This is a genomic window from Methylicorpusculum sp. (assembly GCF_030651835.1).
GTDB lineage: Bacteria > Pseudomonadota > Gammaproteobacteria > Methylococcales > Methylomonadaceae > Methylicorpusculum.
This window is the reverse complement of record NZ_JAUSBX010000156.1, coordinates 1-26,230: the sequence shown is the minus strand read 5'-3', so window position 1 is coordinate 26,230 and position 26,230 is coordinate 1. Positions and strand designations below refer to the sequence as shown.

21 protein-coding genes and 2 tRNA genes are annotated in these 26,230 nt (G+C 46.8%); 19 read left to right on the top strand and 4 right to left on the bottom strand.

What is annotated here, in order from left to right:
• The first annotated feature begins 9 nt into the window (after positions 1-9).
• The gene (locus Q7V32_RS20135) at positions 10-996 is read left to right on the top strand and encodes a transaldolase (RefSeq protein ID WP_304898753.1); all 987 of its coding nucleotides are present in this window, start codon (positions 10-12) and stop codon (positions 994-996) included.
• A 122-nt stretch (positions 997-1,118) separates the two neighbouring features.
• Positions 1,119-2,198, top strand: a complete 1,080-nt coding sequence (gene fbaA / locus Q7V32_RS20130; RefSeq protein ID WP_304898752.1) for a class II fructose-bisphosphate aldolase — start codon at positions 1,119-1,121, stop codon at positions 2,196-2,198.
• 81 nt (positions 2,199-2,279) lie between these two features.
• Here fbaA and zapE read toward each other — a convergent pair whose 3' ends face one another.
• The 3 genes from zapE to Q7V32_RS20115 form a co-directional block, all read right to left on the bottom strand.
• Positions 2,280-3,428 carry a cell division protein ZapE gene (gene zapE / locus Q7V32_RS20125; protein WP_304898751.1) on the bottom strand — a complete coding sequence of 383 codons (1,149 nt, stop codon included), beginning with the start codon at positions 3,426-3,428 and terminating at the stop codon, positions 2,280-2,282.
• Positions 3,429-3,457: 29 nt separating this feature from the next.
• A complete protein-coding gene (locus Q7V32_RS20120; RefSeq protein WP_159652880.1) occupies positions 3,458-3,835 on the bottom strand; it encodes a YajD family HNH nuclease in 378 nt (125 codons plus the stop codon).
• Positions 3,836-3,987: 152 nt separating this feature from the next.
• On the bottom strand, positions 3,988-5,169 hold the full coding sequence (locus tag Q7V32_RS20115) for a pyridoxal phosphate-dependent aminotransferase (RefSeq protein WP_304898750.1): 1,182 nt from the start codon (positions 5,167-5,169) through the stop codon (positions 3,988-3,990).
• A 255-nt stretch (positions 5,170-5,424) separates the two neighbouring features.
• Here Q7V32_RS20115 and uvrB point away from each other — a divergent pair, with 255 nt between their 5' ends.
• The 17 genes from uvrB (at position 5,425) to Q7V32_RS20030 (ending at position 25,135) form a co-directional block, all read left to right on the top strand.
• Complete coding sequence (gene uvrB / locus Q7V32_RS20110; protein WP_304898749.1) at positions 5,425-7,425, top strand: excinuclease ABC subunit UvrB; 2,001 nt, start codon at positions 5,425-5,427, stop codon at positions 7,423-7,425.
• Between the two features lie 111 nt (positions 7,426-7,536).
• Positions 7,537-7,613: transfer RNA gene (locus Q7V32_RS20105), tRNA-Val, on the top strand.
• Between the two features lie 61 nt (positions 7,614-7,674).
• On the top strand, positions 7,675-9,582 hold the full coding sequence (gene thrS / locus Q7V32_RS20100; protein ID WP_304898748.1) for a threonine--tRNA ligase: 1,908 nt from the start codon (positions 7,675-7,677) through the stop codon (positions 9,580-9,582).
• Between the two features lie 22 nt (positions 9,583-9,604).
• Positions 9,605-10,129 carry a translation initiation factor IF-3 gene (infC, locus tag Q7V32_RS20095; RefSeq protein ID WP_159653796.1) on the top strand — a complete coding sequence of 175 codons (525 nt, stop codon included), beginning with the start codon at positions 9,605-9,607 and terminating at the stop codon, positions 10,127-10,129.
• 170 nt (positions 10,130-10,299) lie between these two features.
• Positions 10,300-10,497 carry a 50S ribosomal protein L35 gene (gene rpmI / locus Q7V32_RS20090; RefSeq protein WP_159653751.1) on the top strand — a complete coding sequence of 66 codons (198 nt, stop codon included), beginning with the start codon at positions 10,300-10,302 and terminating at the stop codon, positions 10,495-10,497.
• Positions 10,498-10,515: 18 nt separating this feature from the next.
• Complete coding sequence (rplT, locus tag Q7V32_RS20085; RefSeq protein WP_159653749.1) at positions 10,516-10,878, top strand: 50S ribosomal protein L20; 363 nt, start codon at positions 10,516-10,518, stop codon at positions 10,876-10,878.
• Between the two features lie 133 nt (positions 10,879-11,011).
• Positions 11,012-12,031, top strand: coding sequence for a phenylalanine--tRNA ligase subunit alpha (gene pheS, locus Q7V32_RS20080; protein WP_304898747.1), 1,020 nt, complete (start codon positions 11,012-11,014; stop codon positions 12,029-12,031).
• A 13-nt stretch (positions 12,032-12,044) separates the two neighbouring features.
• On the top strand, positions 12,045-14,420 hold the full coding sequence (pheT, locus tag Q7V32_RS20075) for a phenylalanine--tRNA ligase subunit beta (RefSeq protein ID WP_304898746.1): 2,376 nt from the start codon (positions 12,045-12,047) through the stop codon (positions 14,418-14,420).
• A gap of 4 nt (positions 14,421-14,424) precedes the next feature.
• A complete protein-coding gene (ihfA, locus tag Q7V32_RS20070; RefSeq protein WP_159653743.1) occupies positions 14,425-14,721 on the top strand; it encodes an integration host factor subunit alpha in 297 nt (98 codons plus the stop codon).
• Positions 14,705-15,058 carry a MerR family transcriptional regulator gene (locus tag Q7V32_RS20065; protein WP_159653741.1) on the top strand — a complete coding sequence of 118 codons (354 nt, stop codon included), beginning with the start codon at positions 14,705-14,707 and terminating at the stop codon, positions 15,056-15,058. Before ihfA ends, Q7V32_RS20065 begins: the two co-directional genes overlap by 17 nt.
• Positions 15,059-15,164: 106 nt before the next feature.
• A tRNA-Pro gene (locus Q7V32_RS20060) sits at positions 15,165-15,241 on the top strand.
• Positions 15,242-15,768: 527 nt separating this feature from the next.
• A complete protein-coding gene (locus Q7V32_RS20055; protein WP_304898745.1) occupies positions 15,769-19,635 on the top strand; it encodes a PAS domain S-box protein in 3,867 nt (1,288 codons plus the stop codon).
• The gene (locus tag Q7V32_RS20050; protein WP_304898744.1) at positions 19,632-20,273 is read left to right on the top strand and encodes a response regulator transcription factor; all 642 of its coding nucleotides are present in this window, start codon (positions 19,632-19,634) and stop codon (positions 20,271-20,273) included. The genes Q7V32_RS20055 and Q7V32_RS20050 overlap by 4 nt, the downstream gene beginning before the upstream one ends.
• Positions 20,274-20,772: 499 nt before the next feature.
• Positions 20,773-21,366 (top strand): nucleotidyltransferase family protein, encoded by a 594-nt coding sequence (locus Q7V32_RS20045; RefSeq protein WP_304898743.1) that lies wholly within the window; start codon positions 20,773-20,775, stop codon positions 21,364-21,366.
• A complete protein-coding gene (locus tag Q7V32_RS20040) occupies positions 21,363-22,163 on the top strand; it encodes an XdhC family protein (RefSeq protein ID WP_304898742.1) in 801 nt (266 codons plus the stop codon). Before Q7V32_RS20045 ends, Q7V32_RS20040 begins: the two co-directional genes overlap by 4 nt.
• Before the next feature lie 162 nt (positions 22,164-22,325).
• Positions 22,326-22,793: a (2Fe-2S)-binding protein gene (locus tag Q7V32_RS20035; RefSeq protein ID WP_304898741.1), complete on the top strand. Its 468-nt coding sequence runs from the start codon at positions 22,326-22,328 to the stop codon at positions 22,791-22,793.
• Positions 22,790-25,135, top strand: coding sequence for a xanthine dehydrogenase family protein molybdopterin-binding subunit (locus Q7V32_RS20030; RefSeq protein ID WP_304898740.1), 2,346 nt, complete (start codon positions 22,790-22,792; stop codon positions 25,133-25,135). The genes Q7V32_RS20035 and Q7V32_RS20030 overlap by 4 nt, the downstream gene beginning before the upstream one ends.
• A gap of 306 nt (positions 25,136-25,441) precedes the next feature.
• Here the strand turns inward: Q7V32_RS20030 and Q7V32_RS20025 are convergent, their stop codons facing one another.
• Positions 25,442-26,053, bottom strand: a complete 612-nt coding sequence (locus Q7V32_RS20025) for an FAD-binding domain-containing protein (RefSeq protein WP_304898739.1) — start codon at positions 26,051-26,053, stop codon at positions 25,442-25,444.
• Positions 26,054-26,230: the final 177 nt, after the last annotated feature.

Here is a 26,230-nt window from a genome sequence, read left to right as displayed (position 1 = left end):
ACCATCATCATGGCAAGAAATTTATTAGAACAATTAAGGGAGATGACTGTCGTTGTGGCAGATACAGGCGATATTCAAGCTATCGAAAAATTCAAGCCACGAGATGCGACAACTAATCCTTCATTGATTACAGCTGCTGCACAAATGCCTCAATATCAAGGTATCGTTGATGATACCTTGAAAGGCGCAAGAGCAACTTTAGGCGCTGGCGCTTCAGCTTCTGAAGTGGCTTCGCTTGCTTTTGATCGTTTAGCTGTGTCTTTTGGTTTAAAGATTCTAGAAATCATTCCCGGTCGCGTATCAACTGAAGTTGATGCAAGACTTTCATATGACACCGAAGCAACGATCGCAAAAGGCCGCGAGTTGATTGCGCAATATGAAGCTCAAGGTGTATCTCGTGAACGCGTACTTATCAAGATTGCTTCAACTTGGGAAGGTATTCAAGCTGCTGCAGTATTGGAAAAAGAAAACATCGCTTGTAACCTGACCTTATTGTTTGGCATTCATCAGGCTATTGCTTGTGCTGAAAACGGAATTACTCTGATATCTCCATTTGTGGGTCGTATTCTTGATTGGTATAAGAAAGACTCAGGTCGCGATTCTTATGAGCCGGCTGAAGATCCAGGTGTTGTGTCTGTTACCAGTATTTATAATTACTACAAAAAATTCGGTTATAAAACTGAAGTTATGGGTGCAAGTTTCCGTAACGTAGGTGAAATCACTGAATTGGCGGGCTGCGATTTATTGACGATAGCACCTTCTTTGCTGGCTGAATTACATGAGACAGAAGGTGAATTGCCTAGAAAGCTCGATCCAAAGCATGCTGCAAGCCTGACTATTGAGAAGATTACAATGGATAAGGCAACATTTGACAGCATGCATCAAGAAAACAGAATGGCAAATGACAAGCTGGCTGAAGGTATCCTTGGTTTTGAAAAAGCATTAGAGAGCTTAGAAGCGCTCTTGGCAGAAAGATTAGCGGCTCTGGAAGCTTAAGTCTTAAATTCAATCCATAATTTAAGTCTTTGTAATGATTGCGAAGACGAATGCTGGCTAAATAACAATTCGTACCTGTTTGAGGAAAAGCGGGTACGTTATTTAAAGAGATAATAGACGATATGTCACAAAAGATTTTAGACGTGGTAAAGCCGGGCGTAGTTACCGGTGAAGATGTTCAGAAAATATTCGCTATCTGCAAAGCCAATAAATTTGCTCTTCCAGCTGTTAATGCCATTAATACTGACTCTATCAATGCAACTTTAGAGGCTGCAGCCAAAGTTAGATCTCCCGTTATCGTTCAATTTTCTAACGGTGGAGCGCAATTTGTAGCTGGAAAAGGCTTGAAATTAGAAGGGCAAATGAATGCCATTCTTGGTGCAATTGCTGGTGCAAAACATGTTCATACGGTGGCTGAGTACTACGGCGTGCCTGTAATTCTTCATACAGATCATGCGGCTAAAAAGTTATTGCCCTGGATTGATGGCTTACTTGATGCGGGCGAAAAGCAATTTGCTGAAATTGGCAAGCCGCTTTTCAGTTCACATATGCTGGATTTGTCTGAAGAAAGCCTTGAAGAAAATATTGAAATCTGCGCCAAGTATCTTGAGCGCATGAGCAAAATGGATATGACGCTTGAAATTGAATTAGGCGTAACAGGTGGTGAAGAAGACGGAGTTGATAATACCGACGTTGACCACTCTTCACTTTACACGCAACCTGAAGATGTTGCTTATGCTTACGAAAGATTAAGTAAGGTCAGCCACCGGTTTACAATTGCAGCATCATTTGGCAATGTTCATGGCGTTTATAAACCTGGCAATGTTAAATTAACACCAAAGATTCTTGATAATTCTCAGAAGTATGTTTCAGAGAAATACGGTGTACCTGCAAATACGCTTAATTTTGTTTTTCACGGTGGATCAGGATCTACTCCTAAAGAGATTGAAGAATCAATCAGCTACGGTGTTGTCAAAATGAACATTGATACTGACACACAATGGGCGACCTGGAATGGAATCCGTGAATTCTACATTCAAAATGAAGGTTATTTGCAAGGTCAGATCGGCAATCCGGATGGTGACGACAAACCGAATAAAAAATATTACGATCCTCGTGTATGGCAAAGAGCCGGTGAAGTAGGAATGGTAACGCGTTTAGAGCAAGCATTTAGAGATCTTAACGCAGTAGATACTTTGTAATATTGAAGTAACACCTGCGAAAAAGGCCGTCAATAGACGGCCTTTTTTTTGACCAAAATTTACAATCAAATGAGTTGATGCTTATTCCTGCCAATATTGATTACTCTGCATTTCAATTAATCTGGACACGGTCCTATTAAGAAAAAAGGCATTAAGATCCTGATTGTATAATTCGTTGATCGCGACTTCCGCGCTACAGATAAGCTTTACTTTGTGAAAGTATAAAGCATCTATCAGAGTGGAAAATCGTTTGGCATCATCATGCTTTTCCGGAACCAATTTAGGAATATCTGAAAGAATTAGCGTTTTATAAGTAGTCGAGATTTTTAAATAGTCACTAGGCCCCAGAGGCTGGCTACATAAGTCCTGAAATGAACAAAGAGCAACAGAATGATGAGCGGCCAACAGCGGAATAGCATGACCGAAGACAACCATAGATTGTGGTGTAATCGGCGCGTTGTTGGTTAGACGATGAAAATGAGATTCCAGCTGGGCTCTTGCGGCTTCATTATTAGGCGTTATATAGAATGTGTCATCAGTTAGAGGATGATTTAGGCGATAATCATATTCAGCTGATAATTTAAGAATGTTCGATTTTTCTTTAAGTAGTTTTATAAAAGCTGAAAAAAGTTCAGGAGTGATTCCGCCTTGATATAAATCATCAGGATGACGGTTAGATGTAGATACGATAACGGTCCCTAATTTATAGAGTTGGCTAAAAAGCCTGTCCAGAATTACGGCATTAACGACATCAATGACATGAAACTCATCAAAACAAAGCAGGCGCGTATTTTTGTTGATCTCATGTGCCAGCGCTGTTAGTACATCCGTTTTTTTATCAATACGCCAGCGGTGGGAATAGTCATGCACTTCATGCATAAAGGTATGAAAGTGAACTCTTCGCTTTTGATGAATAGGGCAGTTATCAAAAAACAAATCCATTAGCATGGACTTGCCGCGTCCTACATCCCCATATATATAAACACTTTTTGTCGATTTCAAGTCTCTAGAAGACTTTCTATAGAAACTGGATGTCGAAGCCTCATGGGCGTCATTTACAACATGCTTTAGTAATTCTTGCAAATGCTGCAAAACTACTATTTGAGCAGGATCATAGTCAATCCGTTTGCCTGCAACCAATTCGTCGTATTTTTTTAAGAGCAGTCCTTCCAGGTTATCGGAGGGTTTTTTTTCCGTGACGGGGGATAACGGCATAAATCGTTTAAACATGGCCTGATACCCGGCGGAATTGATGTTATTTATTTGGATTTTAATAAGTCAGCAAGATTAGCAAACGGATTATGTGTTGCTTTAGTATCATTGTCCTTCGCTGAGCTGTTGTTAGTATTAAAATGCGCGTGTTCATAACGGGCATGTTCATTGTCATGGCAGTAAAGACATAACAATTCCCAGTTGCTTCCATCGCCGGGGTTATTGTCATGATTATGATCGCGGTGATGAACGGTGAGTTCGCGCAAGTTCGTATGAGTAAATTCTCTGGCGCATCGCCCGCAAATCCATGGATACAGTTTTAACGCTTGTTCTCTGTAACCTTTTTCACGATCTTCTTTCTGTCGGCGAGCATCTGCGACTATTTTATCGAGCTTGTCTTTATCTAAGCTTTTTGCCTTTAACATTTTGGTACCTCCAAAGAAAAGGCCAGGGAAGGAATGATGTTTGAATTATGCGAGTGCATCATTGGTTGATGCAAAGGTATCAAAGTCTTCTGGTTATGGAATTAATTTGCCGGGTTCACCTGTCTGCTCGTCCTTGAGCATTGATTGCGGAGTTAAATCGCTTTTCTTATTCTATCCAGGGCGTTTTCCAGATTTTTCATGCTGGTTGCAATCGATATACGGATATGACCTTGGCATCCGAAAGCAGAGCCGGGAACCAGGGCGACCCCGGCTTTTTCGATCAGGTATTCGGAAAATTCCAAATCATCATTGATGCCGTCCATGCGTGCAATCAGTTTTTCTACGTTAGGGAACACGTAAAACGTTCCATTCGTTGGAATACAGTCAATACCTTCAATCGTGTTTAATTCGGCAACGACATAGTCATGGCGTTTTTTAAACTCTGCCATCATGGTGTCAATACAGCTTTGATCGCCATTTAAAGCGGCTTCAGCGGCTACTTGCGATATAGACGTCGGATTGGAAGTGCTCTGGGACTGGATCGTGCACATGGCTTCAATCAGGTCGGCAGGGCCTCCCGCATAGCCGATACGCCAGCCTGTCATTGAATAAGCTTTTGATACGCCGTTCATCACGACTGTACGATCATAGAATTCAGGATAGGCATTCAAAATATTAACAAAACTGCCTTTTTCCCAGATGATATGTTCGTACATATCGTCAGTTGCAATAATGATGTTGGGAAACTCTTTCAGTACACTGCCCAGCGCTTTGAGCTCGTCAAGCGTATAAGCGACACCGGTCGGATTGGATGGGCTGTTAATAAATATCAGCCGGGTTTTATCAGTGATCGCGTTCCGTAATTGTTCCGGAGTCATTTTGAAATGCTGGGCCTGAGTGGTTTCAATAATGACCGGCACGCCTTCCGCTAATAACACCATATCCGGATAAGAAACCCAATATGGAGCAGGAATGATGACTTCATCGCCTGGATTGAGCAGGGCTTGTGTCAAATTGAAAGAGCTTTGTTTGCCGCCACACGAAACCAAGATCTGTTTCGGTTCATAGGTCAGATTATTATCTTTTTTGAATTTATTGATGATGGCTTTTTTTAGGCCGGGAGTACCATCAACGGCGGTATATTTTGTAAAGCCGTTATCCAGCGCGGTAACCGCTGCAGCTTTGATATGATCTGGCGTGTCAAAGTCGGGTTCGCCCGCGCCTAAGCCGATGATATCTTTTCCGGCAGCGCGCATCGCAGCCGCCCTGGCTGTGATTAACAGAGTCGGAGACGGCTTGACTGATTGGACTCTGTTTGAAAGTTTAATGCTCATAGTTTTCCGTTAATTGATGGTTTAAAACTGCTGGTAACGTATTGTTTGATTGTTGGGGCTTTAAAACCGCTTGCGCAGCCATTTTGCCTTGAGTTGATAAAATTGAGTATGACAATTCAGTCAGCGGGATCAAAGGTTATAAGTAAACAGTAAATCCTTGACTCAACTTACCCTTCATTAAGCAGCGATTATAACCCATGTATAATAGCTTGCTAACACATTATCCATTAAATTGCGCAAGAGATTTAAAGTCCAGTGAGTAAAGCATTTCAAATACAAAGCCGGTACAGTCCGGCAGGGGATCAGCCTGCAGCAATCGAGCGCTTGATCGAGGGGCTTGCTGATGGCGAAGTGCATCAGACTTTATTGGGTGTTACAGGCTCCGGTAAAACGTTCACGATTGCAAATGTCATAGATCGGGTGCAAAGACCAGCGATGATCCTGGCGCCGAATAAAACGTTGGCGGCGCAGCTTTATGGCGAGATGAAGGAATTTTTTCCGGAAAATAGTGTTGAATATTTCGTTTCCTATTATGACTATTATCAACCTGAGGCCTATGTGCCCGCTTCAGATACGTTCATTGATAAAGACGCTTCACTCAATGAGCATATCGAACAGATGCGATTGTCAGCAACCAAGGCACTGATCGAAAGGCGAGATACGATAGTCGTTGCGACCGTTTCTGCCATTTACGGCCTGGGGGAGCCGGAGTCCTATTTCAAAATGGTGCTGCATTTGGTTAAAGGTGATTTGATCGATCAGCGCACCATTCTTCGCCGCTTGGCGGAGATGCAATATACGCGTAATGATGTCGAGCTGCGCCGAGCAACCTACCGTGTGCGTGGTGAAGTGATCGATATCTATCCTGCGGAATCGGAACAGGAGGCCTTGCGGATTGAATTGTTCGATGATGAAATTGAGCGATTATCCCTGTTTGATCCTTTGACCGGAGAGGTGTTGCAGCGTATAGCCCGCTATACCGTTTACCCCAAAAGCCACTATGTTTCTCCCAGAGATCAGCTTTTGGCGGCAGTCGAGGCTATCAAAATTGAGCTAAAAGAGCGTTTGGCCCACTTGAATTCTGGCAACAAGCTGGTTGAAGCGCAGCGTCTTGAGCAGCGAACCCTTTTTGACATAGAAATGATTTTGGAGGTGGGATACTGTTCAGGCATAGAAAATTACTCCCGTTATTTGTCCGGACGCGGGCCGGGGGAGGCGCCGCCGACGATGTTTGATTATTTACCGAAAGATGCGCTGGTTATAGTGGATGAAAGCCATGTCACCATTCCGCAAATCGGCGCGATGTATAAGGGTGACCGGTCGCGCAAGGAAACGCTGGTCGAGTATGGTTTTAGATTGCCTTCCGCTTTGGATAATCGGCCGTTGACTTTTGAAGAGTTTGAAGCAAGAGCCAGGCAGCGAATCTATGTATCAGCCACCCCCGGGCCCTATGAAAAGAAGTTTTCCGGCGTTTTTGTTGAGCAAGTCGTGCGGCCAACCGGCTTACTGGATCCGGAAATCGAAGTCAGGCCGGCATCCACGCAGGTCGATGATTTATTATCGGAAATTAATAAGCGTATCAAGGTCCATGAGCGTGTGCTGGTAACTACGCTGACCAAGCGGATGTCGGAAGATTTAACCGATTATCTGGCAGATCATGATATTAAGGTGCGTTACTTGCACTCGGATATTGATACGGTAGAGCGGGTCGAGATTATCCGTGATTTAAGGCTCGGTGAATTTGATGTGCTGGTAGGTATCAATTTATTGAGAGAAGGACTTGATATTCCGGAGGTTTCTCTAGTTGCCATTCTGGATGCCGATAAAGAGGGTTTTTTGCGATCAGTGGTTTCGCTTGTTCAGACAATCGGCCGGGCCGCAAGAAATGTCAATGGTAAGGCAATATTATACGGCGACAAGATCACGCGCTCCATGCAGCAAGCCATAGAGGAAACCGAACGCAGGAGAGAAAAACAACGCTTGTTCAATTTAGAACGGGGCATCAAGCCGGCAACCATATTCAAGTCCATCACGGATATCCTTGAAGTTTCAATTCCTGGTGCAGGCTTTCAAGCGATACCTAAAACAAAGGTTGCCGAGGTGGTTGGCGAGTATAAAGCCCTGACAACCAAGCAAAAGGCCAAAAAGTTAAAGCAGCTTGAGGAACAAATGTATCTGCATGCCCGTAACCTTGAGTTTGAAGAAGCGGCCAAAATCAGGGATAAAATCCGGTTGCTGCAGGAAGAAGTGTTATAGCTTTGGAGGTATTTTAGACAAACGAATATAGGGCTGAGATTTACAGAGCAATTTATTCGTTGCAAAAAAAAAACAGCTGACTATAATGTGCGGACTGAACAAACAGACTTCAGGCGCGTAGCTCAGTTGGTTAGAGCACCACCTTGACATGGTGGGGGTCGTTGGTTCGAGTCCAATCGCGCCTACCAAATTCCAAAGCACCGTTTATCGGTGCTTTTTTGTTATTGATTCCAGAACAGTTGATTTATCATGCCGGTCATTAGTCTCCCAGATGGATCTCAGCGAATTTTCGAACAGCCAGTGACTGTGCTCGAAGTAGCTCAATCGATTGGATCGGGCTTGGCTAATGCAACGCTTGCGGCAAAAGTAAACGGTAACTTGGTTGATGCTTCGACGCTGTTGGAAACAGACGCAGCTTTACAGATTATTACCTCAAAAGACGCAGAAGGCATCGAAGTCATAAGGCATTCGACCGCTCATTTAATGGCTCAGGCGGTTAAACAGCTCTATCCTGACGCGCAAGTGACTATAGGGCCTGTCATAGAAAACGGCTTTTATTATGATTTTGCCTATCATCGGCCCTTCACCCCTGACGATCTCACCGCGATAGAAGAAAGAATGCAGCAAATAGCGGCTGCAGACTTGCCGGTGAATAGAACTCTCGTTTCCAGAGACGAAGCCGTCCATTTTTTTAAAAATTTGGGCGAAGCTTATAAAGCCGAGATTATTGCCTCCATACCTGCAAATGAAGATTTGTCGTTGTATGCACAAGGTGAATTCACCGATTTATGCCGCGGACCTCATGTTCCCAGTACAGGCAAGATAAAAGCGTTCAAGCTGATGAAGATTGCCGGAGCCTACTGGCGCGGCAATTCTGATAATGAAATGTTGCAGAGGATTTACGGCACTGCATGGGGTGATGCCAAATCATTGAAAGATTATTTGCATCGCCTGGAAGAGGCAGAGAAGCGGGATCACCGTAAACTTGCCAAAACGTTAGACCTTTTTCATTCACAGGAAGAAGCGCCGGGAATGGTGTTTTGGCATGAAAAAGGCTGGGCTATTTATCAGCAGGTTGAACAATACATTCGCAACAAATTAAACGTCAATGGCTATGGGGAAGTCAAAACACCCCAGGTTGTCGACCGGTCGTTATGGGAAAAGTCTGGGCACTGGGATAAGTTTGGTGACATGATTTTTACCACCCATTCCGAGCGTCGCGATTACGCTATCAAGCCGATGAATTGTCCCTGCCATGTGCAGATTTTTAATCAGGGCATGAAAAGCTACCGTGATCTGCCGATTAGAATGGCGGAATTCGGCTCTTGTCATCGTAATGAGCCATCCGGTACATTGCACGGACTGATGCGAGTCAGAAGTTTTGTGCAGGATGACGCGCATATATTTTGTACGGAAGACCAGATACAGCAGGAAGTATCCACTTTTATCGATCTGCTTTTTGAGGTTTATAAGGATTTCGGCTTTGAGGATGTGCTGATCAAACTGTCAACCCGGCCGGAAAATCGGGTCGGCGATGATGCTGTATGGGACAAAGCGGAACTTGCACTTGAAATAGCGCTAAACAATAAAGGGTTGAATTGGGAATTGCAGCCTGGAGAAGGTGCCTTTTATGGTCCTAAAATTGAATTTTCGCTAAAAGATTGCATAGGTCGTGTCTGGCAGTGTGGTACTATTCAGGTCGACTTCTCGATGCCCGGACGATTAGGGGCCAGTTATATCGCCGAAGATGGTTCTAAGCAAACCCCTGTGATGCTTCATCGGGCTATACTGGGATCATTGGAACGCTTCATTGGTATTTTGATCGAACAGCACGCGGGTACGTTTCCGGTTTGGCTGGCGCCAGTGCAGGTAGTGGTGTTAACGATTGCCGACAGACATACTGAATATGCAACTCAACTGATGAGAACCCTTGAAAAACACGGTGTTAGAATCAGAATTGACTTGAGAAATGAAAAAATTGGATTTAAAATTCGCGAGCATTCAATGCAGCGAGTTCCTTTTTTGCTGATTATCGGCGACAAAGAGCTTGAAAACAGTTCAATCACTGTGCGGACGCAAAAAGGTGAGGATTTGGGTAGTCATACAATCGATCAATTCATCATGCGGCTGAATCAAACGGTTGAAGACAAAAAATAATATTGTTTTGGAGGGTTAGGGTATTTCTGCTAAAAAAGATGAAACACGGCTGAATGATGCGATCACTACTAGAAGAGTGAGAGTCATAGGTCCAGAAGGGGAGGCCCTTGGAATAATCAATATTGAGGAAGCCAAGCAGCTCGCTTACAGTAAAGATCTTGATCTCGTTGAAATATCGCCCAATGCCGATCCTCCTGTCTGTAAAGTCATGGATTACGGCAAATTCCAGTTTGAACTCAATAAAAAACAACAAGCTGCCAAGAAAAAGCAAAAACAGATCCAGGTTAAAGAAATAAAATTCAGACCAGGTACTGAAGAAGGCGACTACCAAGTTAAAATGCGAAGCTTGGTCAAGTTTCTCGAAGAGGGTAACAAAACAAAAATTACCCTGAGATTTCGTGGTCGTGAAATGGCACATAAAGAAATCGGTATGGATTTGCTGAAACGAATTGAAAAGGATTTGGAAGAAATCGCACTGGTCGAGCAATTTCCTAAATTGGAAGGCCGCCAGATGGTTATGGTCATGGGACCAAAAAAGAAAAAATAACAGGGTTTCCTTGAAAGCGATTGCTTTTAGATGGGATAACCCTTTTTTGTTACCCGGGATGGGGTAATAAAATGCATCTTCGGATGCAATGTTATTCTTCAGGGCCATGCATTTTGCCTTGCTGAATTGAGTATGTCAGGGACGTTTTTTTTGATAATTGGAGAAAACAAATGCCAAAAATAAAAACTAACCGTGGAGCAGCCAAGCGTTTTAAACGTACAGGCGGCGGCGGTTTTAAGTGTAAGCAGTCACATCGCCGTCATATTTTGACCAAAAAATCCACTAAAAGAAAAAGACAGTTGCGCAAGGCAGCTTCTCTGCATCCGTCTGACGTGCGCATGGCAGCACGTATGATGCCGTATAGTTAATAGAATTGGAGAAGCGTTGTGGCAAGAGTTAAACGTGGCGTAACCGCCAGAGCAAGACATAAAAAAATATTAAAGCTGGCGAAAGGCTATTACGGTGCAAGAAGCCGTGTATATCGGGTTGCCAAACAAGCGGTGATTAAAGCCGGTCAATATGCGTATCGTGACCGCAAACAGAAAAAACGTCAGTTCAGAGCTTTATGGATTGTGCGTATCAATGCTGCTGCCCGCTTGTGCGGAATGTCATACAGCCGCTTTATCAATGGCCTGAACAAAGCGAACGTCGCTGTTGACCGTAAAGTTCTGGCTGATATTGCCGTGCGTGACATGGATGCATTTGCTGAATTGGCAAAAATTGCGCAAGCCAATTGCAGTAAGCCTTAAGGTATCGTAAAGGCAGTCGCCTTACGATATATTTGCCCTTTCCGAATTGGAGAGGGCAAAGCCCAGGCTGCTTCTGTAGCCTTTAATCGATTTTATAAATCCCATCCCAACCCTTACTAAAGCGAGCTGAGCAGTGTCGGCTACTCTCCAAGATATTCTGGCGCAAGCACTAAACGAGCTTGCAAATGCCCAAGACTTAAATTCCTTAGATCAGGTCCGTGTTCATTATCTGGGTAAAAAGGGACTTTTTACTGCACAGATGAAAGAACTCGGCAGGCTTGATCCTGTCCAGCGTCGAGAAGCCGGTCAAGTGATTAATGATGCTAAAAATAAATTCCAGGACAGTCTGGAGTCAAGGAAATTTGAGCTTCAAAATGCCGCTTTAGAGCAGCGATTGGCGAGTGAAAGCATTGATGTGACATTGCCGGGCAGGGGTCATCATGTGGGAGGCTTGCATCCAGTAACCGTGACACTCAGGCGGATATCCAGGATCTTTTCCAGCGTGGGATTCAAAGTTGTCGAAGGACCGGAAATTGAGGACGATTATCATAATTTCGGCGCGTTGAATATTCCGGATCATCATCCTGCGCGTGCGATGCACGATACTTTTTATTTTGATGCGCACACCGTACTCAGAACGCATACGTCTCCCGTACAAATCCGCGCCATGGAAGCCGAAAAGCCGCCGTTAAAAGTGATTGCGCCAGGCCGTGTTTATCGTTGCGATTCCGATATTACCCACACTCCCATGTTTCATCAGGTTGAAGGCTTTCTGGTCGATACTCAAGTGAGTTTTGCCGATCTGAAAGGTGTGGTCTATGAATTTTTACGCGCATTCTTTGAGAAGGATATTCAAGTCCGTTTCAGGCCCTCCTATTTTCCCTTTACCGAACCCTCTGCGGAAGTCGATATCGAGTGTGTCATGTGCGACGGAAAAGGTTGCCGGGTCTGCGGGCATACGGGTTGGCTGGAAGTCATGGGTTGCGGCATGATTCACCCTGAAGTATTTAAGTCAGTCGGTATTGATGCCGAGGTTTTTTCCGGTTTTGCTTTCGGAATGGGTGTTGAGAGACTGACAATGCTGCGTTATGGAATCAATGATTTAAGGCTGTTTTTTGAAAACGATCTTAAATTTTTGCAGCAATTCAAATAGGGAGTGATCAGACATGAAATTAAGCGAAGCGTGGTTGAGAGAGCGGGTAAATCCGGCGATAAGCACGGATGAATTAGTTGCACAGTTAACAATGGCCGGTCTTGAAGTGGATTCGGTTGAACCGGCGGCCGCTGTCTTTAGCGGTGTAGTGGTCGGAGAAGTCGTTGCTATGGAACAGCACCCCGACGCAGACCGTTTAAGAGTGTGCACAGTTAAAACCGGTGAACAAGAACCGCTGCAAATCGTATGCGGTGCTGCCAACGTTCGGGTTGGGTTAAAAATTCCTGCCGCATTGGTGGGCGCTGTCTTGCCGGGCGACTTTAAAATAAAAAAATCAAAGCTGCGCGGTGTTGAATCGTTTGGCATGTTATGTTCCGAGAAAGAGCTCGGACTTGCTGAAGAGGCCAGCGGCTTAATGGAGCTGGCAGCCGGAGCCCCGGTCGGTGTTGATATAAGAGATTATCTGACGCTCAACGACAACTTGATAGAAGTCGACTTGACGCCTAATAGAGCCGATTGCCTGAGTGTAGAAGGTATCGCCAGGGAGGTTTCGGTACTGAATCAGATGGATTTGTCAGCGTTGCCGGTTGTTAAAGCGCCAATCACTCATTCGGATGAATTGCCTGTATCTGTTGATGTAGAAGAAGCCTGCCCGCGTTATTTGGGACGCTTAATCAAAGCGGTTGACGCAAAAGCCGACACGCCCTTATGGATGCAGGAACGTTTGCGTCGTTCAGGCTTGCGCAGCCTGGGGCCTTTAGTCGATGTCACAAATTATGTGTTATTGGAAATGGGTCAACCCTTGCATGCCTTCGATCTGGCTAAATTATCCGGCGGCATTCAAGTTCGTTGGGCCCATAAAGATGAAACGCTGGAATTGCTGAACAACCAGTCTGTTCAATTGGACACAGATGCTTTGGTCATTGCCGACGAGCAGTGCGCTTTGGCGCTGGCCGGCATCATGGGCGGCAGCAGTTCGGCAGTTAACGATGAAACTCAAGATGTGTTTCTGGAATGTGCCTTTTTTACGCCTGACAAGATGATGGGTAAGGCGCGTAAATACGGTTTGCATACCGATTCGTCCCACCGTTTTGAACGAGGTGTCGACCCCTTTCTGCAAGAACGTGCAATTGAAAGAGCAACCCAATTGATTCTGGAAATAGCGGGTGGTTCGGCAGGCCCTATTACAGAGCGGGTTTCAACAGCGCATTTACCGGAACGTCAACCGGTCAAGTTACGCAGACAAAAGCTGGATAGCATTCTAGCGGTAGCGCTGGATGATGCCGAAATAATCAAGATCTTTACCGGTCTGGGCATGATGGTCGAATCGGTCTCTGATGGCTGGCAGGTTACACCGCCCGGTTTTCGGTTTGATATTACGATAGAAGCCGACTTGATAGAAGAGTTGGCGCGAGTCTATGGCTACAATCGCTTGCCACAGACCAGCCTGCTGATGCGATCGGAATTAAGCAAAGCACCTGAAACAGTGGTTGAGCTTGACACTGTCAAGGACGCTTTGGTCGCAAGAGATTATCAAGAAGTCATCACCTATAGCTTTGTTGATGAACAGCTGCAACAGGCGATTACCCCCGGTGAAACTGTCGTCAGATTGCAAAACCCCTTGTCGTCAGAGCTGGCAGTCATGCGCAGTTCGTTATGGTGTGGACTCATACAGGCGGCTTTGTATAATATCAATCGTCAACAAGGCCGGATCAGAATTTTTGAAAGCGGTTTACGTTTTTTACAAAAACAAGACGAACTGATTCAGCAGAAAATGCTGGCAGGTCTGGTTCTGGGCGAGGCTTATTCTGAACAATGGAGTGAGAAACGCCGTAAAGTTGATTTTTTTGACGTGAAAGCCGATGTTGAAGCTTTGTTCGCGTTAACCGGAAACGAAGTGAGCTTTGTAAAAAGTAATCACCCGGCTTTACATCCAGGTCAGACCGCTGAAATTCAGTCTGCCGATGGGGAACATATCGGCTGGTTGGGTATGTTGCATCCCAAGTTGGAAGAAGAGTGGGGGATAGGCGCACAAGTCTTTCTGTTTGAGCTCGATCAAACATTGCTCTTGAAGAAAAAGATTCCGGCCTTTAGCCCTTTATCCAAGTTTCCATCGGTACGGAGAGACCTGGCTTTACTGGTTAATGAAAGCTGTGCAGTTGCCGACATTGTCACGCATATTAAAGATTGCTCGGAAGCGGCAATACAGGACATTTTTGTGTTTGATATTTATCAGGGTCAGGGGATAGAGCCAGGTTATAAAAGTGTCGCTTTAGGTTTGATTTTGCAGGATTTTTCACAAACGCTAACAGAACCGGAAATTGATGCTATAGTTAGCCGGGTGTTAAAAAAACTGACTACTGAGATAAGTGCAAGGTTGAGGGATTGATTCTATGGCATTAACGAAAGCTGATTTTGCAGAAAGATTGTTTGAAGAGTTGGGTTTAAACAAACGTGAAGCAAAAGAAATAGTTGAACTTTTTTTTGAAGAAATCAAAGGCTCTCTTGAAAACGGAGAACAAGTCAAAATTTCCGGATTCGGTAAATTCGAATTAAGAGATAAAAGTAGTCGGCCGGGAAGAAATCCCAAAACGGGAGAAGAAATTCCCATTACTGCCCGTCGTGTTGTGACGTTCAGATCAGGACAGAAACTCAAGGCACGGGTAGAAGCGTATGCTGGAACCGAGTAATAATAACGAATTGCCGCCGATACCGGCAAAACGGTACTTCACTATCGGTGAAGTGAGTGAACTATGTGGGGTAAAGCCTCATGTACTGCGTTATTGGGAACAAGAATTTACCGAGCTGGCACCGGTTAAAAGAAGAGGCAACCGGCGCTATTACCAGCGGCACGATGTGTTGATGATTCGCCAGATTCGGGGTTTACTCTATGAACAGGGCTACACCATAGGCGGAGCCCGTGCGCATTTGTCCAGTGACAATGTCAAAGAAGATACAACCCGTTCCAAACAACTGATTCACCAAATGATTGGCGAATTAGAAGATATATTGGAATTGCTTAAATAAAGCGATCCCATCAAAGCTGTGGACTGATGTATTAATCGAATAATAAGCCGGTTTTCAGTTCACAAGCCGTTCAAAATACAGTATGATTCACCTCCTTTAAAACAGTCGGGGCGTAGCGCAGCCTGGTAGCGCACTTGCATGGGGTGCAAGGGGTCGAAGGTTCAAATCCTTTCGTCCCGACCAATTTAATCAAAGGCTTAAAAAAGCCAATCATCTAAAAGCCACAAGAACCGTTTAAGAATCATTTTGAACGGATTAATCCTGAATCACTTCTGACACATCTCTATCGCCGTTTCCGTTGATATTTAACGTTTGTCACTTCGATTATTGGGCTAACTCTGCCAACAAGAAAAATGACAAATTTAATCGTCAAACGAGCAACAGCGTAGCTCAACCTCAGTCATGATTTTATACATTTCGTAGACTGACTGCCCTTGTCAACAAAAGGCACTAAGTGCTCATACGTATTTATTTTGTAATCGTCTTGGTTTAGTCTTTACGAAGTTTAATATTACTTTCCGCGATTTATAGGCAAACAAACTGGGCAGGCATTAAACAGGCAATTCGTCCCTCTCGTTTGTTTGAACTTCAGTAAAAGCAGTGGTCTATTTTTGTTGCCAACGTAGACCGTGTGCAATAAATTGATCTCCTGCCTCTGATTAAACCGTACAGTATTTCCCGGACCAAAACCTGTTTGTTAGAGGTAATTAGTGACTGTATCGAGCCATACCTTACTATTCAATACTGAAACTTTGATGCCTTATCGTAAAGCCTTTATGCCATTCGAGAGCTATTCCATTTTATTCAATCTAAGCTCCCAACCTTTTTGGGTGCGATACGGCTTGGCTTTGCTGGCTGTTACCGCCACTACGATGGCGACAATTTATATTCCGGTAATTGGCGAACGTGCCGCATTTCTGTTATTTTTTTTTGGAATCATTCAGATCTCTTTCTGGCTCGGTCTATATCCGGGTATTCTCGTGGCGGCTTTGTCTTTAATTTCCGTCAATGCGCTTATTTTGTTGCCAGCGGGAACCGAATCCTACGACATTTTGATTTTGAACGCAGGCTTTGGTTTTGTCTCGGCGGTTATGATTGCCACAACCTACTGTCATAGAAGGATAGCCAAAGCGTTGTGGACAAGTCAGCAAGATTTGGATCATGCTCAAACTGTCGGCCAGATTGGCAGCTGGCGTTTAAATGTGTTGCGTAATGAATTGATCTGGTCCAACGAAAATTACCGTATCTTTGGAATTCCCAAGGGTACTTCGATGACCTATGAAAATTTTCTAGCTATCGTGCATCCCGATGATCGTGAATACGTCGACAGAATGTGGCAAGCAGGATTAAAGGGGGAGCCTTACGATATTGAGCATCGCTTGGTTGTTGACGGCCAAGTGAAATGGGTGCGTGAAAAGGCCGTGCTGGAGTTTGATAACAAGGGCAGCCTGCTGGGTGGATTCGGCACCACGCAGGATATTACTGAACTTAAGCGAAACGAAAGGGCATTGCTGGAAAGTCAGCGGCGTTATTCAGGCATTTTCGAATCGGCAATGGATGCGATTGTCACAATCGATAACCATCAACGCATTTCTCTATTTAATGCAGCAGCGGAAAAAATGTTCGGCTGTAAAGCCGAGGACGCGATTGGCCTTTCTATCGATCAGTTTATTCCAAAGTGGTCACGTTCTTATGGTTCACATTCATCCGGCTTTAGTACAATGGGGCCGCTGTATTCTAATGGCGGAGGCCGTTTAGCTATTAACGGTTTGCGCGTCAATGGCGAGGTTTTTTCTATCGAAGCCTCTGTGTCTCGGTGTGATGAAGAAGGAGAGCCGACGTTTACCGCTATTCTGCGTGATGTGACGGAGGTCATGCGAGCCGAATTTGCTTTGAAAGAGCGGATAAGATTACAGGATCAATTAACCAAAGTTGCCGCATCGGTACCCGGGCTGATTTGCTCATTCCGCTTACGTCCCGATGGTTCGGCCTGCATGCCTTATGCCAATCCCTCTAGCCAATCCCTCTACGGATTCAGTCCTGAAGCGTTAGCTGAAGATTTTAGTCCGGTTTTTGCGCGTATTCATCCCGATGATATCGGGCATATCCAAGCCACTATTGCTGAATCTGCTCGTACTCTGCAACCCTGGCGAGATATCTGGCGATACAACCATCCCGCCAAGGGTGCAGTATGGCTTGAAGGTTATTCGCTGCCGTTACGCGAGCTGGATGGCAGTATTCTCTGGCATGGTTATGTTCAGGACGTTAGCGAACGTAAATTGGCTGAAGCTGCATTATTCGAACGGGAAAACGAATTACGTCTGATCATGGATGCAACACCGGCGCTCATATCCTATATCAATACCGATTTCCGGTATTTACGCGTCAATGCGACCTATGAACACTGGTTCAATATCTCTGCCGATCAAATCGCCGGTAAAAAAGCTCAGGATATTATCGGCAAAGAGGCCTGGCAAATCGTTCAACCTTATCTGGAACGGGCGCGAGCAGGGGAGACGGTGAATTTTGATCAGCAAATTCCTTATGGAATCGGCAAACCGCGCTGGGTGCATGCCACCTATATTCCCAATAAAGATTCAAGCGGAAGAGTTAAAGGTATTGTTGTGCATATTGTCGACATTACCGATAGAAAGCTGGCCGAGAATAAAATCGCCACATTGAACCAAAAGTTGTTGAATCGAATAGAGGAAATGCAGGTTATTTTCAATACTGCGCCAATCGGATTGGCTATCACCAATGATGTGAAGGGTTACCATATCAGGGGGAATCGGGCGAATGAACAGATGTTCGGCTTGCCGGAAGGCGCTGATCTGTCTAAGCATAGTGCTTCGATGGCGGGCGTTTGTGTCATGCAAAATGGACGCGAGCTGGCCATTGATGAGCTACCCATGCAACGAGCCGGCCATGGCGAATTAGTCACCAATATGGTTATGGATGTCATTCTTCCTGGTGGCCAATGGCTGAAGGTTCTCAGCAATGCATCGCCGCTGTTTAACGAAAAAGGCGAGCCGCGAGGTGCCGTGGGTGCATTTCTGGATATTACGGCAATTAAAAAGACCGAAGAGTCTTTAATAAAAAGCCAATTGCAGCTTAGGCTGTTTGTCGAGCAGGCGCCGCTCAGCATTGCCATGTTGGATCGTGACATGAACTATTTGGTCACCAGTCATCGGTGGATAGAGGAATTCGGCAGAGGTTATGATGAGTTGACTGGGCTTAACCACTACGCGGTAAACTTGGATTTACCCCCTGAATGGAAAGACGCTCACCAGCGAGCACTGGCCGGTGAGTGTTTGCGAAACGATGATGATTTATGGATACAGGCTGACGGCAGCCAGCATTGGTTGCGATGGGCGGTTTATCCTTGGACCAATCCGGCCGGTGAGATCGGGGGAATTATGATTTCTTTCGAGGATATCACCGCACGCCGTCAAGCCGAACAGGAACTACGCAATTCCGAAGCTCGACTCGCGCTGGTCGTCGATCAGGTAAAGGCGGGGTATTGGGACTGGGATTTGATGACACACAAGTTATTTTTATCGCCCGAATCAAAACGGCAGCTCGGTTTTGAGGGCAGCGAATTACTCGACCGGCGAGAGGAATGGGTGCATCGTTTGCATTTGGAAGACCGGACTTTTGTCCTGGGGATAATAGATAAGTGCATGTCGGGTCTTCAGTCAAACTATGAACTGGAGTTTCGCCTACGGCACAGGGATAACTCCTATCGTTGGATTCATTCGCGCGGCGTATTGTTGTACGATCAAAACAATCACCCTTATCGTATGCTCGGTATCAATTTGGACATTACCGACTACATAAAGCAAAGGGAACTCAGCGAGCGGCGTAATAAAATGGAGCAAGCGTTTCGCCAGCATGTTGCGGTCCAAACCGCCGCAGCGATTGCACACGAATTGAACCAGCCTCTGACCGCAATTTCGTCTTACGCTGATGTGGCGCTACACATACTACTAACCGGGGAACCGAACCCGCAAAAACTGGCTCAGTTAATGGAAAATTGTTCGCAGCAAGCGCTGCGCGCCGGTAAAGTGATAAGGCAATTATTGGCCCTGTTACAAAAAGGCGAAACCGTTAGTGCGCCGATGGATATCAATGCCTCGATTCATGAGGCAATCGATTTGATGAAAGCTGACGGGCTGTTGGGTGATTTTAACATTGAGCTGAATCTGGCCCAGGGTTTGCCGTTGGTTAATGCCAATGCACTCCAAATACAAAAAGTATTGATTAATCTGATGCGTAATGCATTGGAATCCATAGAGGAACAGGATCTAAACACCGGGGAAATCAATGTAACAACGCAGGTTTACGATGCCGATCCGGCCATGATACTGATAACCGTGTGTGACAACGGAACAGGTGTTCCGGATGCTGCAGCGCTTAGAAAAATCTTCCAGCCTTTCCATAGTACAAAACCTGCGGGTTTAGGCGTGGGGCTCGCGATAAGCCGATCTTTGATTGAAGCTCACGGTGGAAAAATGTGGGCGGAACAAAATGCCGGTAACGGTCTCAGTATCCACTTTACTTTGCCCTGCGTAATATGAGTATTCACCCCTGTGTTTATATTGTCGATGACGATTATGCGGTTCGTGACAGCCTCGGACATGTCATGGAAACGGCTGGTTTTTCGTATCAGACATTTGAGAGTGCCGAACACTTTCTTCAAACTTTTTGTCCGGAAAAGCCGGGTTGTCTGGTGCTGGACCTCAATATGCCGGATATGACCGGCGACGAATTGCAGGCCGAACTCATTCGTCGAAATAGTACATTGCCTATTATATTTCTGACCGGGTATGGCGACATCCCCACCTCAGTCCGGGTCATCAAAGCCGGAGCGGTAGATTTTCTGACCAAGCCCGTAGCCAGCAAGCTGCTGATCGAAAAGATTCATGAAGTTCTGCTTCAGGAATCCCAGCGGCACGCGCAGGCAATGGTTGAGGAAACGCTCTTTAAGCGGTTGAACAAGCTCACTTCGCGAGAATTGGAGGTCATGTCACTGGTCGTATCGGGCCTTTCCAATAAAGAAATTGCCTATCAGTTGGGCATCAGTCATCGGACAGTTGAGGTGCACAGGTCGAGAATGATGAGAAAAACCGGTACATCCAGTCTCCTGGAATTAGCCCGTTTGTATGAAGCCTGCAAGCTTTCGCGTAGTTCTGATCTGCCGCCTGCGACAAAATAGCGGAGGGTTTCTGATCAGCAGGCTGTTTTTCACGGTTCGCAGTAAGCCGTCAAAGCTGTTTTAAAGACAGGGTTTGCCGAAATCGGGATTGCAGGTAAGCTTGAGGCTTGCTAATCAAGAAAGCCGGTGATAAGGTCCAAGCGATTTGGCAGGTAATAACAGTTGATATTCGTTTTCAGGAGCGAATGAGTTTGCCGCCGCTGGAATATTCAATGATCGGTATATTATTTCAAAGGGCTCTGCTCACCCCTTGCATTTTATTGGGTGTAGGCTCTTGATTGAAAAGGCTTCTGCAACAGGGATGTTGCAGAGAGCTACAGGGAGGTATTCACACGTCCTTTGAAATCAAGTGCCTACACCCTCAATTGACAGCGGGCGAGTAGTTACTTTCAAGGTACTATTCACCTATCTTGATCCATTTCCATTCATCTGACGCTAGATATGACCCTAATAATCCATAAATGGGAGAGCCAAAGCGCTCTCCCTTGCATTTAGACTAATGGGATCGATTACCGGAATTTTGCTGGCCGCTGGTGCCAGCCAGCGCTTTGGCTCAGACAAACTGACCCAACGTTTGCCTGATGGCGACCTGATTGCGGTGCGTGCCTGCCGCAATTTATTAGCTGGAACTGATTGTGTCCTGGCCGTTGTGCGTCCTGGAGGCGAGGCACTGGCTGCTCAGTTGCAGGCCGAAGGTGCTGAGGTCCGGATATGCGCAGAGGCCGGACAAGGCATGAGTGCAAGTCTTGTATTCGGTATCCGGGCGAGTCCGGATGCGGCTGGCTGGTTGATTGCCTTGGCAGACATGCCCTGGATAGCGCCGTCAACCATTCGTAAGGTAGCGGATACGCTTAGAATGGGAGCGATAATCGCCGCGCCAGGCTGGCAAGGCAAACGCGGTCACCCGGTTGGCTTTTCACAGGTGTTATACCCGGTTCTGCTGGCTTTGAGCGGCGATGCGGGGGCAAAATCAGTCATTCAGGCTTATCATGAGCAAATCCGCATTGTTGACTGTGATGATCCGGGAGTGCTTCAGGATATTGATAAACCGGAGGATTTGAATCTCATGACCAACTATAAAAATCGATTATGATCCCGGATATTCTTGATCTGCAGATCCAACTTCGCAGAGAGCGCCGTCCTTATGCTTTAGCGACGGTAGTGGAAATACTGGGTTCATCCTCGGCAAAACCCGCTGCCAAGGCCTTGATTGATCGTTCGGGAAAGGTTATCGCAGGCTGGGTCGGCGGTGGTTGTGCTCAGGCGATGGTTTCCCAGGCTGCGCTTGAATGTTTTGAAACCGGAGAATCTTGCGTGATTGATATCGATCTGAATGACGAAATTTTCGGCGCGGGAATGCCGTGCGGGGGGAGTATGCGGGTATACGTCGAGCCGGTATTGCCAAATCCTGTGCTTTGGCTAATGGGGCATGGACGCATTGTGGAAAATCTTTGTGACTTCGCCAGCCGGTTGGGTTTCGATGTCATCGTCAATGATTCGCAGGCTTCCACGGAAAACTTTCCTTCAGCTCTCCGTGTCATCAGCGACGATAGCCGCTACCAGCAATTGCAGCCAAATTCCGGGGATTTCGTTGTGATAGCCACTCATCACAAAGGAGATTATGATTCCCTAACCCGCGCATTAGAATCAGAGGCCCTTTATATCGCGCTGGTTTCCAGTCGCAAACGGGCGGGCCTGGTACTGACGCGATTAGAGAAAGAAGGCTTCACAGGGCCCAGTCTTGCCAGAGTGCGAGCGCCGGCCGGTTTGGACCTGGGAGCAAAGCTGCCGGAAGAAATCGCGTTGTCCATCGTCAGTGAAATAGTCATGGTCAGGCGGGGAGGCCAAGGCGAGCCTTTGAACAAGGGGTTGCCTGGCGTTACAGAATAATGCACCCAGCGAGCGCTGATTTTGGTTCAACCCGCTAACCATAAACCGGATGCCTTTACTGTCATATAGTGCCCGGGTAAGATGTCGAATGATACTCGTGCCACAATTAAACCATGAGGCGCAGCTGCCTTTTACTCCAACTATTGGAGGGAGAAACACCCGATGACCACGCTTACTATCAACGATAAACCCATTAAGATCGATTTGCCTGCAGACACACCCCTGCTTTGGGCCTTACGCGACTTCGTGGGATTAACCGGAACCAAATTCGGCTGCGGCATCGCTTCATGCGGCGCGTGTAAAGTGCATCTTGATGGCGTGCCTACGCTCTCGTGCGTGACGCCTATCTCGGCCGCAGTAGGCAAGAAGATTGTGACGATAGAGGCCATCGGTCAGGATGAGATCGGAAAAAAGGTGCAGGATGCCTGGATGTCGCTGGGTGTTCCGCAATGCGGTTATTGCCAGTCCGGCCAGATAATGGCAGCTACGGCCTTGCTCAAACAAACGCCTAAACCCACCGATGCGGATATCGATAAAGCAATGAGCGGCAATATTTGCAGATGCGGGACTTATTGCCGTATACGCGCAGCGATCAAACAGGCCGCAGGGATATCGGAGGTCACCGTATGAAAAAGCCATTGGATAGTGCTGAATTAAACGCTGACGACGGCAGCCTGCTGATTGCCAATATCAGCCGACGTGCCTTTCTCAAGGATCTGGCTCTCACCGGATTGGTCTTAGCTGCCGGATTCCCTATGCTGACAAGAGCAGACGAAACTGCCGTCTCTCCGGACCCGCAGAAATACGGCGCGGACGCCATGCCGCATGGCTGGGTAGATAATCCGCTGGTGTTTGTTGCAATAGCAACCGACGGTACGGTTACCATTATTTGCCACCGGTCGGAAATGGGACAGGGTATACGTACCAGTCTCCCAATGGTGGTTGCCGACGAGATGGAAGCTGACTGGCAGCGTGTTCATGTCAAGCAAGCGCCCGGCGACGAAGTGCTTTACGGTAATCAGGATACTGATGGCTCCCGCAGCATGCGTCATTTCTTTATGCCCATGCGCCGGGTCGGCGCGGCAGCCCGTTCCATGCTGGAGGCGGCTGCGGCAGCTCATTGGCAAGTGCCGGTTCAGGAAGTCATTGCCAAGCAGCATCAAATTTTTCACCCAGCCTCCGGCAGAGTCCTCGATTATGGGCAACTGGCCGCAGCAGCGGCAAACTTGCCGGTACCGGATCGGGAAACCCTGCATCTGAAAAAACAGGAGGACTTTCGCTATATCGGCAAGGGTCAGGTCGGCATTTATGACGGGCAGGATATGGTTACCGGCCGGGCGCAGTACGGCATCGATACCCGTCTCAAAGACATGTTTTATGCTGTAATCGCACGCCCTCCCGTATTTGGCGGCAAGCTTTTAAGTTACGATGCCAACGAAGCTCTTAAGGTGCCGGGAGTGGTCAAGGTGATCGAGCTTAAAAGCAGTCCTCCGCCAGCTGAATACAATCCCTTAGGCGGCATCGCGGTAATTGCCGGTAATACCTGGGCGGCCATCCAGGGACGCAATGCGCTGAAGATTGAATGGGAAAAGGGGCCTCATGGAAGCTACGATTCTCTGGTGTACAAGGCGGAACTCGAAGCCGCTGCGCGTAAACCGGGTAAAGTGGTTCGCAGCGAGGGCGATGTCGATGCTGCTTTGCAAAGTGCTGTCAAGCGTGTGGAAGCCGAATATTACGCCCCGCATCTCGCCCAGGCTCCGATGGAACCTCCCGCGGCAACCGCTCAAATCGTTGATGGAAAATGCGAAATATGGGCCTGCACACAGGCTCCTCAGGTGTCCAGGGAGCGCGTGGCCAAATGGCTTAAGCTATCGGAAGATGATGTTACTGTACACGTTACTTTGTTAGGCGGAGGTTTCGGACGCAAATCCAAACCGGATTATGTCATCGAGGCAGCACTGTTATCGCAGGTAATGGATGGCAAACCGGTCAAGCTGACTTGGACCCGCGAGGACGATCTGCAGCATTCTTATTTCCATACGGTTTCGGTTGAACACCTGGAAGCAGGACTGGACCGTCAGGGCAATACGGTAGCCTGGTTGCATCGAACGGTAGCACCGACTATTTCATCGACTTTCGGTCCCGACAGCAAGCACCAAATGCCGATGGAGCTGAGCATGGGGGTTATCAATGTGCCTTTTGCCATTGCCAATCTGCGCATAGAAAATCCGGAAGCCGAAGCACATACCCGGATTGGCTGGTTTCGCTCAGTATCCAATATTCCCCATGCTTTTGCTATCCAGTCTTTCGTCGCCGAGCTGGCTGCGGCAGCAGGGTGCGATCCCAAGGATTATCTGCTCGACCTGATCGGTCCGCCGCGGCGGATTGATCCGCGTACCCTTGGCGACACCTGGAATCAAGGCGAATCGCCGGTGTTGTATCCGGTCGACACCGGCCGTCTGCGCCGCGTGATAGAAACTGTTACCGATGCAGCCAATTGGGGAGGCAAGCTTTCCAAAGGCCGGGGATTAGGTCTTGCTGCTCATTATAGTTTCGTCACCTATGTTGCGGTTGTGGTTGAGGTTGCCGTCAGCGAGGATGGTAAATTGAGCATACCCCGCATTGATGTGGCCGTGGATTGCGGACCGCAGGTTAATCCTGAACGTATCCGATCGCAAATTGAGGGGGCCTGTATTATGGGCGTCAGCTTGGCCACGCTGGGCGAAATCAGTTTCAGGGAAGGCGCGGTGCTGCAGGATAATTTTCATGCCTACCAGCTGACCCGGATGGATGATGCGCCGCGCGAAATTCGGGTACATCTTCTTCCGGCTGCCGAGTATGACACGCCGTTAGGAGGAGTAGGCGAGCCAGGTTTGCCGCCAATTGCTCCGGCATTGTGCAATGCCATTTTTGCCGCAACCGGTCAACGCATTCGCCAGTTGCCTATCCGCGATCAATTGCGTAAAGACTGACCGGGCGACAATGTGTCAGCAATTCCCAATTTGACACCAAAGAAGTGGGTAAGGTGAGTTTAGCTAGGATGTCGATAGCAGTATCGCTATCGTCAAGCCCCCATGGATGGGTTCACGGCCTGTCTCGCCAGACTTACCTTGCTCCTAATTAACGCTAAAAAGCTCAAACTGGGAATTACTGACGATGTGCCGACAAAATCCTGTTCTTCCCGGTAAATGTCAACGAGGTTTTCGCAGGTGTTGAATATTAATGAGGTGTTGTGTCGCGTTATCCAAAAAGAGCAGTTTATACTTTCGCGGATTCATTTATCGTTCATCCAGTTGGTTTAGATAGTTTTCAGCAACCTCGAGATGTTTCTTTCTTTTCTCTTCCGGCATTTTATCAAACGTTTTAACCAGCATACCCAGCCGTGGGTTTTTCAAAAAGAAATCCCTGTGCATATGCATGAAGCGCCAGAATAAGCCATCCCAAATTTCAGTCCATGCGCCTTTTTGATAATCGCTCATTTTCAGCAGGTAATGACTGCCGCTGATATAGGGTTTGGTGGTCATCAGACCGCCATCTGCAAATTGGCTCATGCCATAAACATTAGGTACCATCACCCAATCATAGGCATCCACGTACATTTCCATAAACCAGCGATAGACGTCATCAGGGTGAAATTCACAAAGCAGCATAAAGTTGCCGATGACCATCAACCGCTCGATATGATGACTGTAGCCCGTTTGCAGGAGTTTTTTTATCACATTGTCGACCGGGAAAATCCCCGTCGTAGCTAGCCAAAAACTTTCTGGTATCTTTCTTTCAAAGCCCCAGAAATTTTTGGTCCGTTGATTGACGCCCTCCCGTTCATAAACAATACGGATAAACTCGCGCCAACCCATAATTTGCCTGATGAAGCCTTCTAACGAATTCAAGGGAATATTTTTGTCGTCCGCTATCTGTAATGCTTTATCCTAAAAAGAGCAGTTAAAACTTGCTAAACTATCTCAAGTAATTGATATCAATTGAGAATGAGGCGCTTATGCAAGAGATCATGACTCACCCATTGGGTGATGGCCAATCAAAAGCATTGATACCCTTAGCCGAACCAG